The sequence below is a fragment of the Alicyclobacillus pomorum DSM 14955 genome, from assembly GCF_000472905.1.
GTDB classification, from domain to species: Bacteria; Bacillota; Bacilli; order Alicyclobacillales; family Alicyclobacillaceae; genus Alicyclobacillus_A; species Alicyclobacillus_A pomorum.
Genome location: NZ_AXAR01000001.1, coordinates 315,046 through 329,141, shown reverse-complemented (window position 1 = coordinate 329,141; position 14,096 = coordinate 315,046). Strand labels below are relative to the sequence as shown.

Annotated in this window: 11 protein-coding genes; 3 read left to right on the top strand and 8 right to left on the bottom strand. The window is 57.6% G+C overall.

The genetic code is table 11. From position 1 onward, the window contains the following. Positions 1–501 precede the first annotated feature (501 nt). The gene (locus YWK_RS0101525) at positions 502–708 is read right to left on the bottom strand and encodes a heavy-metal-associated domain-containing protein (protein ID WP_026963396.1); all 207 of its coding nucleotides are present in this window, start codon (positions 706–708) and stop codon (positions 502–504) included. Between the two features lie 183 nt (positions 709–891). Between YWK_RS0101525 and YWK_RS17785 the strand changes: the two genes are divergently transcribed. After that, complete coding sequence (locus YWK_RS17785; protein WP_156908999.1) at positions 892–2,412, top strand: class II fumarate hydratase; 1,521 nt, start codon at positions 892–894, stop codon at positions 2,410–2,412. A gap of 63 nt (positions 2,413–2,475) precedes the next feature. Here YWK_RS17785 and YWK_RS0101515 read toward each other — a convergent pair whose 3' ends face one another. From YWK_RS0101515 to YWK_RS17780, 4 genes are all read right to left on the bottom strand, one after another. Then, positions 2,476–3,624: an acyl-CoA dehydrogenase family protein gene (locus YWK_RS0101515; RefSeq protein ID WP_035465670.1), complete on the bottom strand. Its 1,149-nt coding sequence runs from the start codon at positions 3,622–3,624 to the stop codon at positions 2,476–2,478. 92 nt (positions 3,625–3,716) lie between these two features. Next, positions 3,717–4,478 (bottom strand): 3-hydroxyacyl-CoA dehydrogenase, encoded by a 762-nt coding sequence (locus YWK_RS0101510; RefSeq protein ID WP_026963394.1) that lies wholly within the window; start codon positions 4,476–4,478, stop codon positions 3,717–3,719. Between the two features lie 80 nt (positions 4,479–4,558). Further along, positions 4,559–5,746 carry a thiolase family protein gene (locus YWK_RS0101505; RefSeq protein WP_026963393.1) on the bottom strand — a complete coding sequence of 396 codons (1,188 nt, stop codon included), beginning with the start codon at positions 5,744–5,746 and terminating at the stop codon, positions 4,559–4,561. Between the two features lie 195 nt (positions 5,747–5,941). Next, on the bottom strand, positions 5,942–7,069 hold the full coding sequence (locus YWK_RS17780) for a CaiB/BaiF CoA transferase family protein (protein WP_084453384.1): 1,128 nt from the start codon (positions 7,067–7,069) through the stop codon (positions 5,942–5,944). A 215-nt stretch (positions 7,070–7,284) separates the two neighbouring features. Between YWK_RS17780 and YWK_RS0101495 the strand changes: the two genes are divergently transcribed. Continuing rightward, a complete protein-coding gene (locus YWK_RS0101495) occupies positions 7,285–8,895 on the top strand; it encodes a long-chain fatty acid--CoA ligase (protein ID WP_026963392.1) in 1,611 nt (536 codons plus the stop codon). Positions 8,896–8,955: 60 nt separating this feature from the next. Further along, positions 8,956–10,473, top strand: a complete 1,518-nt coding sequence (locus YWK_RS0101490; RefSeq protein ID WP_026963391.1) for a class I adenylate-forming enzyme family protein — start codon at positions 8,956–8,958, stop codon at positions 10,471–10,473. A gap of 25 nt (positions 10,474–10,498) precedes the next feature. On the opposite strand, the gene hutH is transcribed toward YWK_RS0101490, so the two are convergent. The 3 genes from hutH to YWK_RS17775 form a co-directional block, all read right to left on the bottom strand. Then, positions 10,499–11,998 carry a histidine ammonia-lyase gene (gene hutH / locus YWK_RS0101485; protein ID WP_026963390.1) on the bottom strand — a complete coding sequence of 500 codons (1,500 nt, stop codon included), beginning with the start codon at positions 11,996–11,998 and terminating at the stop codon, positions 10,499–10,501. A gap of 282 nt (positions 11,999–12,280) precedes the next feature. Beyond that, positions 12,281–13,105: an ABC transporter permease gene (locus YWK_RS0101480; RefSeq protein ID WP_035465669.1), complete on the bottom strand. Its 825-nt coding sequence runs from the start codon at positions 13,103–13,105 to the stop codon at positions 12,281–12,283. Then, positions 13,089–14,003, bottom strand: coding sequence for an ABC transporter ATP-binding protein (locus YWK_RS17775; protein ID WP_211231362.1), 915 nt, complete (start codon positions 14,001–14,003; stop codon positions 13,089–13,091). The genes YWK_RS0101480 and YWK_RS17775 overlap by 17 nt, the downstream gene beginning before the upstream one ends. Positions 14,004–14,096 lie beyond the last annotated feature (93 nt).

Below are 14,096 nucleotides of genomic sequence, written 5' to 3'. Positions count from 1 at the left end.
ACCGAGATACCCAGTATGAGAAGTACGAAAATCAGCAAGTAGCCGAGAAACTGGGTTCGCGACGACCTGCGGTCCTTGAGCATGGTATGACCCAGTGCCACGGCAATCAGCATAAACAGTGGGTGGAGCAGCCATCGGCTCGGTTGTGGATGGATGACCCAGGTAATCACGCCGAGCAATACCTGCAAGTCCAACAACCCCACCAGCACCATCCGGTAACTGGCCGCTTGGATGCCACGCCCCAGTCGAAAGCCGTTCCAAATGAGCAAGGCCACGGAGACAATCAGGGTGACCATGCCAATNACACTATGAACGAGTAACATTCGCGTATCCTCCTTGGTGCTACTCGACGTGTCCAGCGTCATCGATGTAGCAATTACCACGTCCATCTTACCGAATCCGCACGGGAATATCTATCCAACTCCATCCGCGGCATACATAAAGACGGACCTGCAGTTGGCAGGTCCTCGCGATGGCCTCGTTCATGCCCATTCGGATGGATTAGACCACGAACTCATATCCGGCTTCTTCAATGGCTGCGCGAATGACGTCGACAGCCACCGGGGTATCCGATTCGACGACAACTTCACCGGTCTCGACATTGGCCAAGGCGCTTCGTACGCCTGGAACATCTTCGAGCGCGCTCTCTACGGCCTGCTTGCAGTGAGCGCACGACATCCCTTTGACTCGATAGATTTGGCTCTGCATCACATGAACTCCTCTCATTCAGGTCGTCACGATGTCCGGTGGTGACTTGGACTTATTGTACAGTACCCCCATGGGGTATTCAACTGATTGCGTTCGGTGAATACCCAAGCCTGCGTGAGCTATACTGGAAGAGGTAAGGAAAACGTTGCCATACAACTCGGATATCGAAGGGAAGCGACGTTCATGATGAACTCAACCCGAATCGTTCGAGACTCGCTGGGCGAGTTGCAAATACCCGCAAACGCATACTTCGGTGCGCAAACCGCGCGCGCTGTCGACAACTTCCCCATCAGCGGATTGCGGTTGCCACACGCATTCATTCGCGCACAGGGTATTGTGAAGTGGGCGGCGGCCAAGGCACACGAACAACTGGGCGTCATGGATCCCCGTAAAGCACAAGCCATTTGTGCAGCAGCGGAAGAAGTGATAGCTGGCAAATTGAATGAGTGGTTTGTGGTAGACATCTATCAGGCTGGTGCAGGGACCTCCCAGAACATGAACGCGAACGAAGTGATTGCGTCGAGAGCTGCCGAATGGCTGGGCGGCGCGTTAGGTGACACCACCCTGGTACACCCGAATGACGACGTCAACATGTCTCAGTCTACCAACGACACCATCCACGTCGCCATGAACATCGCGGGCATGGAACTGCTCGCACATCAGCTGGACCCTGCCCTCGCTCGGCTCGAGCAAGCGTTATCAGCCAAAGGAGCCGAATTCCGAAACGTAGTGAAGGCAGGCCGGACGCACCTCCAGGACGCCGTACCGATGCGGCTTGGCGATGAATTTTCAGCGTACGCGGAGAACATCCGCAGGCACCGAAAGTGGTTGGAGGCTGCGGCAAGCAACTTACTGTCGATTGGCTTCGGGGGCAACGCTGTAGGAACGGGGATTAACACCCCGCCCGGCTTTTCGCAAACGGCGGTGGAGTTCGTTGCGGCGTACACGGGTCTAGCGTTCCGACCGGCGGACAATCCATTTACGTTCAACCAGAACCCGGACGAAGTCGTGTGGGTGAGTGGGACCCTGCGCAATTTGGCGCTGGCATTGCAGAGAATCGCCAATGACCTACGGCTGTTGTCTTCCGGTCCCAGAACTGGACTCGCGGAAATTGAGCTGCCTGCGGTGCAGCCGGGGTCATCCATTATGCCCGGAAAGGTCAACCCTGTCATGGCCGAGATGCTCAACATGGTGGCATATCAAGTCATCGGGTGCGATACCACAGTGGCCCAGGCCGGAGGCGGTGGACAACTCGAACTGAACGTGATGATGCCCATCATGGCGGCCAATTTCCTGCACGAAATCCAAATCCTCACGAATGCTGTGAACGTCTTCACGGACAAGTGTGTGAACGGAATTCGGGCAGACGAACAGCGGTGCAAGGCGTATGCCGAACATACGTTGTCACTGGCAACGGCCCTCAACACGGAAGTCGGATACGATACAGCGTCGAAGGTCGTCAAGCACGCCCTCGCGCAGAACATCGGGTTGAAAGAGGCAGGCATCCAATTGGGCATTCCACCGGAAGCGCTCGAACACGCGCTGGATGTGTTCCGATTATCCGAGACCGTGCCGAGATTTCGAAATGGCGGTGCGAATGCAGGTGCAGGCCATGGGTACGGTGTTCCCCATCCGCAGCGCAATTCCGCTTCCCTTCAAGGTCAGGGCTTGCCCCCGCTACCACACGACGAAAGAGCGGACTAAGGTCCGCTCCCCGGTGGTTCCACGGCAAACCCGCCTGTAGAGGTTGGTACACAATGATTTCCCCTACAAGCCCAAGTTCTTGGCGATGATGGTTTTCATGATCTCGTTCGTGCCGGCATAGATGGACATGACTGCGATGTCCCGGTACCGACGGGCGATTTCGTATTCTTCCATGTAGCCGTAGCCCCCGTGCAACTGCAAGCATTCAGCAATCACGTGCTTGGCCACGTCTGTGGACCACCACTTGGCCATGGACACCTCAGTGACAATGTCCTCTCCGGCGATATGTCGGGCAATCAACTGGTCGAGAAAGGCGCGGCTCACGGCCACCTGTGTCGCCATTTCCGCCATTTTGAAGCGGGTGTTCTGAAACTTGCTGATGGGTTGGCCAAACGCTTTGCGCTGTTGCACATAGTCCTTGGTGATACAAAGTGATTCTTCCATGGCCACCTGGGCTGCAATCGCCACGAGCAAGCGCTCCTGTTGCAGCTTTTCCATCAGATAATGGAATCCCATGCCTTCCTGTCCCAGTAGGTTGGACGCGGGAACGCGGCAGTCGTCAAAAAATAACTCTGCGGTATCCTGGCTGTGTTGACCGATTTTCTCCAACTGGCGGCCACGCGTAAACCCGGGCGTCCCTTCCTCCACCACCAGCAGACTCATCCCGTTGTGGGGAGGATGAGCGTTCGGATCCGTCTTGCAGACAACCACGACCAATCCCGCCTGGATGCCATTCGTGATAAATGTCTTTTGGCCGTTCAAGATGTACGCGTCTCCGTCGCGGATGGCCGTCGTGCGGACGCCAGCCAGGTCCGACCCAGCTCCTGGCTCCGTCATAGCAATCGCGGTGATGGTTTCGCCTGTCACACATTTCGGTAACCACCGTTGCTTCTGTTCCTCACTGCCGTAGCTCACCAAGTACGGTACCACAATGTCGTTGTGTAGACCGATGCCAACCATACCGGAACCGATGCGCTCGAGTTCCTCGTTCACCACGACCGAATACCCGAAGTCGACGCCGGCGCCCCCGTATTCCTCCGGAACCATTGGACAGAGAAATCCTTGCTCCCCCATTTTCCTCCAGAATGCTTTTGGGATCTTCCGTTCTCGCTCCCACTGTTCAAAGAAGGGTTTCGCTTCCTTCTCGAGAAATCGGCGCAGCGAACGCCGGAACAGCTCGTGCTCCGCTGTGAGGTACAAGTGTCGCAACATGGTCCTCTCCTTTACCACGGGCCGGGGCCCTCGTATGGAGTCGGCCCCGGCAGAATCGCAGCCTTTCCTCTACATACTCGCTTCCAGAGTCGTCAACGCGGAGCCATCCGGATGGCCCCGTCCAAGCGGATGACCTCACCGTTGATCATGGGGTTCTCCACGATGTGCCGTGCCAACAACCCATATTCTCGCGGTTGACCCAGTCGAGAAGGAAACGGAACCTGGGCACCCAGTGATTGGCGGACCGCTTCCGGAAGCTGTCCGAGCATGGGGGTATCAAAAATGCCCGGTGCAATGGCGACCACGCGGATGCCGTACTGCGCCAGTTCCCTGGCGATGGGCAGCGTCATGCCGACGACGCCACCTTTGGAAGCCGAGTAAGCAGCCTGCCCGATTTGTCCCTCGAAAGCGGCCACAGAGGCGGTGTTGACAATGACTCCACGTTCTCCGTCCGCATTGGGTTGCCCCTCGGCGGCGACAGCTGCCACCCACCGAATCACGTTGAAGGTGCCAATCAGGTTCACTTGGATCACGCGGGAAAAGGCGTCCAGCGAATGGGGGCCCTGCTTGCCGAGCACCTTGGCCGCCACCCCGATGCCCGCACAGTTCACTGCTCCGTGCAGTCCACCATAGGCGGCAGCCGCTTCGGCGACGCCATGTTTCACATCCTCATCCGACGTCACGTCGACGCGTACATATCGCCCTCCGATTTCCTCAGCTACACGCTGGCCTGCCTCTTCCTGTACGTCAAACACAACCACGTGGGCCCCAGCTTCAGCAAACACGCGAGCCGTCGCGGCGCCCAAACCGGATCCGCCACCGGTCACGACAAACGTTTTGTTCTGCAGTTCCATACCTCTCGCTCCCTCTATCTCCGTTTCTTTTCATGTTCGGCTGACACGGCCATCGCGGGATCATCCATCAGCGTTCGTGTTTACTGTGAAATTCGCTCGAGAATCGTGGCATTGGCCATGCCGCCGCCTTCGCAAATGGCTATCAATCCAAAGCGGGCATCTCGCTCTTCCAAGGCGCCTAACAGCGTGGACGTAATACGCGTACCCGTCGCCCCAAGCGGATGTCCCAAGGCAATGGCGCCGCCGTGTACGTTGACCTTGTCAAAAGACGCGCCAATCTCCTTCTGCCAGGCCAGTACGACCGAAGCGAAGGCCTCGTTCACCTCGAACAAGTCAATGTCCTCGACTTTCATACCGGCCCTGTCCAAGGCCTTTTGGGTCGCAGGAATTGGCCCGGTCAACATGGTCACTGGATCCACACCGACCACGGCAAAGGAGACAAACCGAGCTCGCGCACGCAACCCGAGCCTGTCCGCCACCTCTCTGCGCATCACTAATACGCCACTGGCGCCGTCCGAAATCTGACTGGCGTTCCCCGCGGTGATGAGCTCGAGGTCAGGGAAGGCCGGCGCCAATCCAGCCATCTTTTCCAGACTGGTGTCTGGCCGAACGCCTTCGTCCTGGGAAAACACCCGAAATTCCTGTGCCCCCTCCGCCGCGGGTACCTGAACCGGCACAATTTCCCGCAAAAAGCTGCCCCGCTCTCGAGCCGCGGCAGCCAGTCGGTGACTGCGCAGTCCGAATCGGTCCAGCTCTTCTCGGGTCAACCCCCACTGCTTCGCAATCATTTCCGCACCCAAAGCCTGGTCGAAGAAGTGCCGATTCCACTGATCCATCCGGTACCGCTCCTGCATGGCCTGCGTCATGGGAAAACCGTGCACGCCGACTGTACTCAACATCGGTACCCGCGTCATCGACTCAACACCGGCTGCAATGGCAATGTCGTATGCTCCTGACATGACGCCCTGGGCAGCAAAGTGCAGTGCTTGCAGGCTGGATCCACACTGTCGGTCCAGGGTCACAGCCGGCACCGACTCTGGCAGTCCCGCCGAAAGCCAGGCGTTGCGTGCGATGTTGGCAGCCTGTTCACCAATCTGATCCACACATCCGACAATGACGTCGTCTACCAGAGCTGGTTCCAGACAGTTTCTGTCCAGCAATTGTCGAAGCAAACCCGCCAAAAGGTCCACCGGGTGCACCAGAGCTAAACCCCCATTGCGCCGGCCTATCGGTGTGCGTACTGCATCCACAATCACGGCTTCAAACAAAGTGTCTACCTCCTCCATGCGTGCTCCACGTGTTTTCTAGCCCGGAACCCCCAGGCGAAAGCAAGAATCCGCTTTCACAGGGAACCGACGAACACCGCACGCCCGGATTCAAGTCCGGGTCTTTCGTCAGCCATACTAGAGCACTGTTGACAATCCTCGAACCAACCGGTCGTTTGGTACAGCACAACCATGGACTTAGCTTTGCGTGACATCCAACTTTGTCACTTCGCGGTGACTGTCCAACCGTGGAGGTTCTGAGCAGCGCGGACGCTGCCCGGGCTCCCGACTTCCACCAGCGTGGGTGTGCACTTGGCGGAGGGTTCCCCAGGTGGGCGTCTCTGCGTCCCAAACCATGCCTCTGGCCTTTGCATAGTCGCTGGCAAAAGCCTCATTCACTTCCAACACCGGTTGCAGGCAGCAGTCCACCTGCTGTCCAAACTGGGTCCATTCCGCAAGGCTGCGCTGTGCAAATAGGTCCGTGACTTCGCGAAACACCGGATTCTCCAAAGTCGCCGGTGTGAACTGGGCTTGCACCCAGTCAGGACGCTTGACGCCTGCACAGAACGCCTCCCAAAACTTCGGCTCAAGAGCCCCCAAGGAAACCATCCGTCCATCCCGTGTCCTGTATAGGTTGTAACAGACCAGCCCGCCCCCTAGTTCCTGAACACCCCATGGGTACCCATTCACTGCGTCAATGAGCGCGTGCATCGTGAGCAGTCCCATCAGAGCGTCGGTCATGGCAACATCGAGGTACCGCCCCTCCCCAGTCCGCTCTCGATGCAGCAACGCCGCGAGAATGGCTTCAGACGCCACCACACCACCGAGGAGATCTGCCAACTGTACCTTGGGAACCACCGGTCGACCCTCTGCATCGCGAAACTGCGCTAACATGCCGCTCGTAGCCATGTAGTTCAGGTCGTGACCGGCCATATCCGCCAGCGGACTCATTTGCCCGTACCCGGTGAGAGAACAGTACACAATCCGCGGATTCACACGACGAACGGCCTCATACCCGATGCCGAGGCGATCCGCCACGCCTGGGCGGAATCCTTCCAGAACCACATCCGCACTCTCTACCAACGCCATCGCTTCGGATTGGCCGGAAGCCGTTTTCAAATCCAACACAACACTGGTCTTGTTGCGGTTGTTTGCCAAAAAGACAACGCCGGCCCCCGCGCTGTTGAGCCCTATGTAACGAGCCGGATCTCCTCCGGGCGGCTCCACCTTGACCACTTCCGCACCGAGGTCAGCCAGTCGCAAGCTGGCGTATGGCCCCGGCAGCAAAGGGGTGAAATCAACCACTTTGACGCCTGTGAGCAACACTGCGGTCCCTCCTCCTGTCGTTCTTCTCGCTGCATCCTACGTGCTTCTTGGAACCCGTAGACCTACTAGCCGGCCTCGGATATAGTATAGATGAAATACTCAGAATTATGGTATGATTGCTAACCAAAAAAAGCATCGGCAAGATGGACAAGCGCCATCTTCCACAGTTTTTGAAAGCGTTTTCCTGAACGGCTCTTCTGAGGAGGCATGGTCCCATGATGAACACACCGCTATTACTACGACACCTATTTGAATACGCCCAAACCTACTATCCGAAAAAGCACATCATATCCCGCACACGCGATGGTCTTTTCCGCTACACCTATGCGGAGTTTGGCGACCGTACTCGCCGCCTATCCGCAGCCCTAGCGCAGTTGGGCGTGCAACCTGGAGACAAAGTCGGTACGTTTGCCTGGAACGACCACCGACATTTAGAAGCCTATTTCGCCATCCCATGCATGGGAGCCGTGCTGCACACCATCAACATCCGCCTGGCCCCGGATCAAATTGCGTACATCGTCAACCACGCAGAGGACAAGGTTCTGCTGGTGGATGCCGGGTTGCTGCCTTTGCTCGAACCCATCCGCGACCAGCTGAGCAGCGTCCGCGCTTACGTGATTCTGGAAGATACGGTGGATATCTCCGCGAGTCCGCTGCAGCCAGCCTACAGTTATGAAGCACTCCTCGCCGACACAAATCATGACTTTGTTTATCCAACAGACCTGGACGAAAACGCCCCCATGGGCATGTGCTACACCTCGGCAACCACGGGCAACCCCAAGGGGGTCACCTACTCCCATCGGGGCATTTACCTCCACAGCATGGCGCTGGGGCTTGCCAATACCGCCGGTTTGTCCGAGAACGACACAGTGCTCCCGATTGTCCCAATGTTCCACGCCAACGCCTGGGGCTTGCCATTTGCCGCCGTGTGGTTCGGCGCCGACATCGTTCTGCCCGGACCGGCGCCGACGCCAGCCATTCTACTCGACCTCATGACGGAGGAAGGCGTGACTTTTGCCGCTGGGGTCCCCACGGTTTGGCTGGGCGTGCTCAAGGAATTGGATGCACACCCGCGCAAAGTACCGCTGCGCATGGCATTGTGCGGTGGATCTTCTGCACCGCCGGCGCTCATTCGGGCGTATGAGGAACAGCACGGAATCCCGTTTGTCCACGCCTACGGCATGACGGAAACGAGCCCCCTGGCCACCTTCTCCCGGCTCAAAAGCTATCAACAGGCACAACCAGAAGATGAGCGTTTAGCCATTCGGGCCACCCAAGGCCTGTTGGTTCCAGGGCTTGAGATGCGCCTGCACAACGGTCGCGAAGACGTCCCCTGGGATGGTCAGCAAATGGGTGAGCTGCTGCTGCGAGGACCTTGGATTGCGGATGGCTACCACAACGACGAGCGCACCAAGGACACGTTTGTCTACGGCTGGCTGCACACGGGTGACGTGGCCACCGTGGACAGCGAAGGGTTCGTCCGCTTGGTGGATCGGGCCAAGGACCTGGTCAAGAGCGGTGGCGAGTGGATTTCCTCCGTGGACCTGGAAAACGCGCTGATGGCCCACCCAGCAGTCTTTGAGGCAGCCGTGGTGGGCGTTCCGCATCCCAAGTGGGACGAACGTCCACTGGCCTTTGTCGTGCTCAAGGAAGGTCAGACCGTCGACAAACAGGACCTCCTCAGCTTCATTGCAGGGAAATTCGCCAAGTGGTGGCTTCCGGACGACGTCATTTTTCTTCAAGAGATTCCTAAGACTTCGGTAGGAAAGTTTATGAAGCGAAGTCTGCGAGAGCAATACCGAGACTACCTACAGGTGAATCCGTAATATCTTTCAACCACTGACGGACCGAAAGACGCTCCACGCAGTCCAAAGGGAGGCCAACGTATGCCAAGCATTGGTCAAATTCTCGAGCGCAATGCGCGTCGGGTACCGGATAGGACAGCATTGGTGTTTGAAGACAAGCGGTACACGTATGCGGATTTAGACGCGACCGTCAACCGAGCCGCCCACGCCATCGCCCGCCTCGGCGTCCACAAAGGCGACCGGGTGGCCTTGATGTCGCCCAACAGTGACCATTTCATCATCGCCTACTACGCCCTGCTGAAGCTGGGGACGATTGTGGTTCCCACCAATGTCCGCCTGACCGCGCCCGAATTGGCCTATCAACTCGAGGACAGCGGCGCGCGTTTGATTCTGTACGACCCGAGCCTTGTCACTGTTGTACAGTCGGCTACCGAATCCACCGACGTTCAAAGCTTTTGCCTGTCTCCACATGACGATAGGCCGAACCTGTCCACGGCGCTCCTGTGTGAAAATCCGGAACCGCCCGAAGTCCTCGTTCGAGAGGAGGACGATGCACAGATCCTCTACACCTCTGGGACCACTGGCCGTCCCAAGGGCGTACTGCTAGACCACCACAGAGTGATTTGGACGGGATTGAATATTTCCATCGGCGTCGGCTTGCGAGAAGGGGACAGTCTACTTCATGTGGCCCCACTGTATCACTCTGCAGAACTGGACCTGTTCTTGATGGGTGGCACGTATATGGCCGCTACTCATGTGGTGCTGCGAGAATTTCACCCGACCAAGGTACTGAAAATGTTGGCGTCACACCGGATTACCGCGTTTTTCGGAGTGCCGACGATGTACCAGTTCATGCTTCGCGAGCCACTGTTGCAACAATTGGATCTCTCCGCTTGGCGGGTGGGGATGTTCGGTGCGGCCCCGATGCCACCTTCGACTGTGACAGCGCTCTCCGAAGCCCTCCCCCATCTGGTGCTGTACAACCTCGCGGGGCTGACGGAAATGGGGCCCGGCGGCGTGTTTCTGGGCGGCGAAGAGCTCCGTCGGCACCCCGGAGCCGCTGGCCGTCCCATTCTAAATACGGAGGCGCGCGTGGTGAATCCAGCGTTTAAGGACGTGGCGCCAGGTGAGGTCGGCGAACTCGTGCTACGGGGAGAAACGCTCATGAAGGGGTATTGGAACAACCCTGAAGCCACCCGCCAGGCCATCCGGGACGGTTGGCTGCTCACGGGAGATTTAGCCACTGTGGACGAACACGGCCTCATCACCCTGGTGGATAGAAAGAAGGACATGATCATCACGGGCGGCATGAATGTGTACTCCGTCGAAGTGGAGAACGCCGTCCTCACGCACCCCAGCGTGGCAGATTGCGCCGTGATTGGAGTGCCTCACCCGGACTACGGGGAGACGGTGACAGCGATTGTTCACCTCCACCCTGGCGCTACACTCACACTGAAGGGACTACGAGAGCACTGTCAGCCACTCATTGCGGATTACAAAATTCCTCGTAAGTTGCTGCTCAGACCCATCCCCCGCAACGCATCGGGGAAGGTGTTGAAGTACCAACTACGGCAGGAGTTTGCCGGAGCTGAAGTGTGACCACACCGTAAGCATCGAGCGGCGATTACATCCAAACATCGTCTGTCAGTAGCGCATGTGCCAGTTTTTCAATCTCCTCACTCACCGAGGCATCCTCGCGAAGTGGCGGAACCATGCTGCGAATCCACGCCAGCCTTTCGCGCGACTTCGACGACACTTCACTTTCTGCTTGCTCGAGGTAAATGGCTTGGGATGCGCAGATCATCTCCATCGCAATGACCCTCACCGCGTTGTGAACCATTTGTCGCAACTGGCGGGCCGCGATGGTGCCCATGCTCACGTGATCCTCCTGATTGGCGGAAGACGGAATGGAGTCGACGCTCGCTGGATGTGCGAGAACCTTGTTCTCACTCACGAGAGCCGCGGCCACGTATTGGACAATCATGAGGCCAGACTGTAGCCCAGGGTCATTCGAGAGAAACGGAGACAGTCCGCTCAACTGTGGGTTGACCAGCCGCTCGATGCGGCGCTCGGATATGTTCGCCCACTCCGACACACCAATCTTCAAGAAGTCCATGGCAATGGCCACCGGTTGCCCGTGAAACTGTCCGCCCGACAAGATGTCTCCGGAGGGCAAGATGATGGGGTTATCCGTCGCCGAGTTCATCTCCACCTCGAGAATGCGCTCCACGTGGCCGAAAGCCTGCCAGGACGCGCCGTGGACCTGCGGCGCGCAGCGGAGGGAATACGCGTCTTGTACGCGGAGTTCCCCTTGACGAGTCACTCTGCGGCTGTCAGCAAGCCACGTACGCACCCGATTCGCTACCTGCTCTTGCTCCGGGTGAGGGCGGGTGTGCAGGAGGTCCGGATGGAAAGCGGAAATGACGCCGCGCAGAGCTTCCATGGTCAGACACAGCGCGGCATCCGCTGCCAACCCAACGCGCTCTGCCTCAGACAGGGCGAGCAACCCAACGCTGGTCATGGCCTGCGTGCCGTTGATCAGGGCCAGTCCCTCTTTCGCCTCCAGCCGCACCGGCTGCAGCCCAGCAGCGCGCAGTGCTTCGCCTCCTGGCAGAATACGACCTTGATACTCGGCCTTCCCCTCCCCAATCAGGACGAGGGCCATGTGGGCCAAAGGGGCGAGATCGCCACTGGCTCCGAGGGAACCCTGTGAGGGAATCACCGGATGAATGCCCTTGTTCAGCAAATCAACCAGCAACTGTAACGTCTGCGGTCGGATCCCGGAATACCCTTTGGCCAACGCGTTTGCACGCAGCAAAAGCATTCCCCGGACAACCTCCGTGGGAAACGGCTCCCCGACTCCCACAGCGTGAGACCGCAACAGGTTGACCTGCAGTTGCTCTACGTCGCTCTGGTCAATGACAACATCACTCAGCTTTCCAAATCCGGTGGTCACTCCGTAAACAATCTTCCCTTGTTGCACCTGTTCCTCAATTTTGCAACGACTCGCGTGTACTTTCTGCCATGCCTCGTCGGTGACTTTGCACGGAACGCGATGACGTACCACGCTGAGCCACTCGGACCGGGTCAAATGCTCCCCGTTCAGCAACACTTCTTTTTTCACTCCATTCCATCCCCCATCTGTGTATCGCTCTTCTATCGCTCGTTGGTACATTGCATATCACCACATCGTGCTAGTGCTTTAGCATAAGAAAGGGTGACCGGATACTCCGGTCACCCTCGTAGCATGCGTGTATGAATATGGATGCCATACCTTTGTCGGTACGATTGTCGACGCAAGGTCATCTACTCCCTGACAGAACAGTCACACTTGTGTGTGCGACCATTGTACCTGTGCGTCGACATCAAGGTCAATGGGTAATGGCCCACAACCGCGGGAGCGTCATCAACCGTTGCGCTTCAGACGTCCCGTTCTCATCGCGAATCGCTCCGCTGCGACGAAAATGCCGAGTCCAATCGGCACCAGAATCACGCCGATGGCCGTAAGTTCCAGCAAGGAAAGCCACAACGTGGATAGTCCCGCGTTGTTTAGAAGCGCCGCACGCGACATGCTCAAGGCATACGTCGCCGGTGACAACCACGACAGCCACTGTACCCAGTGCGGCAACACGCTCACCGGGTAGTAAATGCCGGAGATGAGCAGAATGACACCCTGGATGATGTGGGTGGCCTGAGCGCCGCGTTCCGTCGACAGCAGCGGCAAAACTGCCGCAATGAGCCCGAGTCCCATGAAACTCAAACTGGAGACAACCAGCACCAGAATCGCACCGAGAACATTGGCGTGCGAGAGTGGCAAGTGAAAAAACCAGGCAATGGCCGCGAGGACAATCAGTGTCCGAACCATGCCGTACGCCACACCGTATAAACACGTTCCCAGCAAGTGTGTCAGTCGCCGGATGGGGGCCATAAACGTGTATTCGATGGTGCCCTCCCACCGCTCGTAGCTGATGGAATTGGCGACTTCGTCGAAGAGAATCGACAGATATCCCCACAACAGTGCACCGATGACCAGGTACAAGGTGGTCTCCGCTCTATCTTTGGCCGGCGATGTAAATCCAATCAGACCGATGGTCATCGCGTTGATAATGCTATAGAAAATGTGTACAACTTCCCACGACAGGTACCTCTTCGCCAGGCGAAAATTGCGCTCGACAAATGCGTACATGGTTCGAACTTCCGCAACCGGACTCGGATTAGGCAGGGTCCTCATCTGCCATCACTTCCTTCCAGTCCTTCCCCACAAAGGCGAAGAACACGTCTTCAAACGTCTTTACGTTCGGTCCAGCGAGCCGCTTCAAAGCCTCCGGTGTATCCAACGCCACCAATCGCCCACCGTCCAAAATCGCCACCCTGTCGCACAACCGCTCTGCTTCCGGCATGTCGTGCGTGGTCAGGATGATGGTGGTCTGTCGCTCAACAATGATCTCTTCCACGAAGTCCTGGACGTCGCGTCGAGATTTCGGATCGAGGCCGGTTGTCGGTTCGTCAAGCAACAGCAGTTCAGGACTGGTCATGAACGCCCTCGCAATGGAGACCTTCTGTTGTTGCCCACGCGACATATTTTCTAGAGACGCCGTCATCTTGCTCTGTGTGAAGCCGAGCCGCTCCAAAATCGCGCCAGCCCGTTTTCTGATTTCAGCGGGCTGCAATCCGTACAAACGCCCGGCAAACATCAAGTTTTCCATCGCCGACAGCTTCTTGAAAAAGGACGCTTCCACGGACACTCGGTTAATTCGGCGGCGAATCTCGTGTGGGTGTTTGACGACGTCCAGACCAAATACTTCCACCACGCCTTCATCTGGAAACAACAGGGTGGAAATGAGTCGAATCAAGGTGGATTTGCCGGATCCGTTCGCACCCAAAATCCCGAGCACTTCGCCTTTGGAGACGTCAAACGTCACGTCATGGACCGCCGTGACCTCGCGCTTGCGCTGCTTCAACCAGCCGCGCCGAACGACGTCATCACCCGGCTCCGCGTTTTCGTAGAATCGTTTGTACACGTGCTTGCAGTGGATGACCGGCGGGCCCGTTGGGATCCAGGCCGGTTGAGCAGCGTGAACCTGCCCTACCTCCGCAACCTGTGACTGTACATCGGTTTGTGTATCCAAAGATCTCCCTCCAACCCTGCCCTGGTAGGACAGACGCGTTACGTCATTGAAATTCAATGGTTGAGAGACTGGCGAACTTTCTGTCTGTCGGCT

Bases quoted from the DNA above. Each gene is read 5' to 3' on its own strand.
- YWK_RS0101490 (WP_026963391.1), top strand. From the start codon at position 8,956: ATGCCAAGCATTGGTCAAATTCTCGAGCGCAATGCGCGTCGGGTACCG.
- YWK_RS0101510 (WP_026963394.1), bottom strand. From the start codon at position 4,478: ATGGAACTGCAGAACAAAACGTTTGTCGTGACCGGTGGCGGATCCGGT.
- YWK_RS0101525 (WP_026963396.1), bottom strand. From the start codon at position 708: ATGCAGAGCCAAATCTATCGAGTCAAAGGGATGTCGTGCGCTCACTGC.
- YWK_RS0101480 (WP_035465669.1), bottom strand. From the start codon at position 13,105: ATGAGGACCCTGCCTAATCCGAGTCCGGTTGCGGAAGTTCGAACCATG.
- YWK_RS17785 (WP_156908999.1), top strand. From the start codon at position 892: ATGATGAACTCAACCCGAATCGTTCGAGACTCGCTGGGCGAGTTGCAA.
- YWK_RS0101495 (WP_026963392.1), top strand. From the start codon at position 7,285: ATGATGAACACACCGCTATTACTACGACACCTATTTGAATACGCCCAA.
- YWK_RS0101515 (WP_035465670.1), bottom strand. From the start codon at position 3,624: ATGTTGCGACACTTGTACCTCACAGCGGAGCACGAGCTGTTCCGGCGT.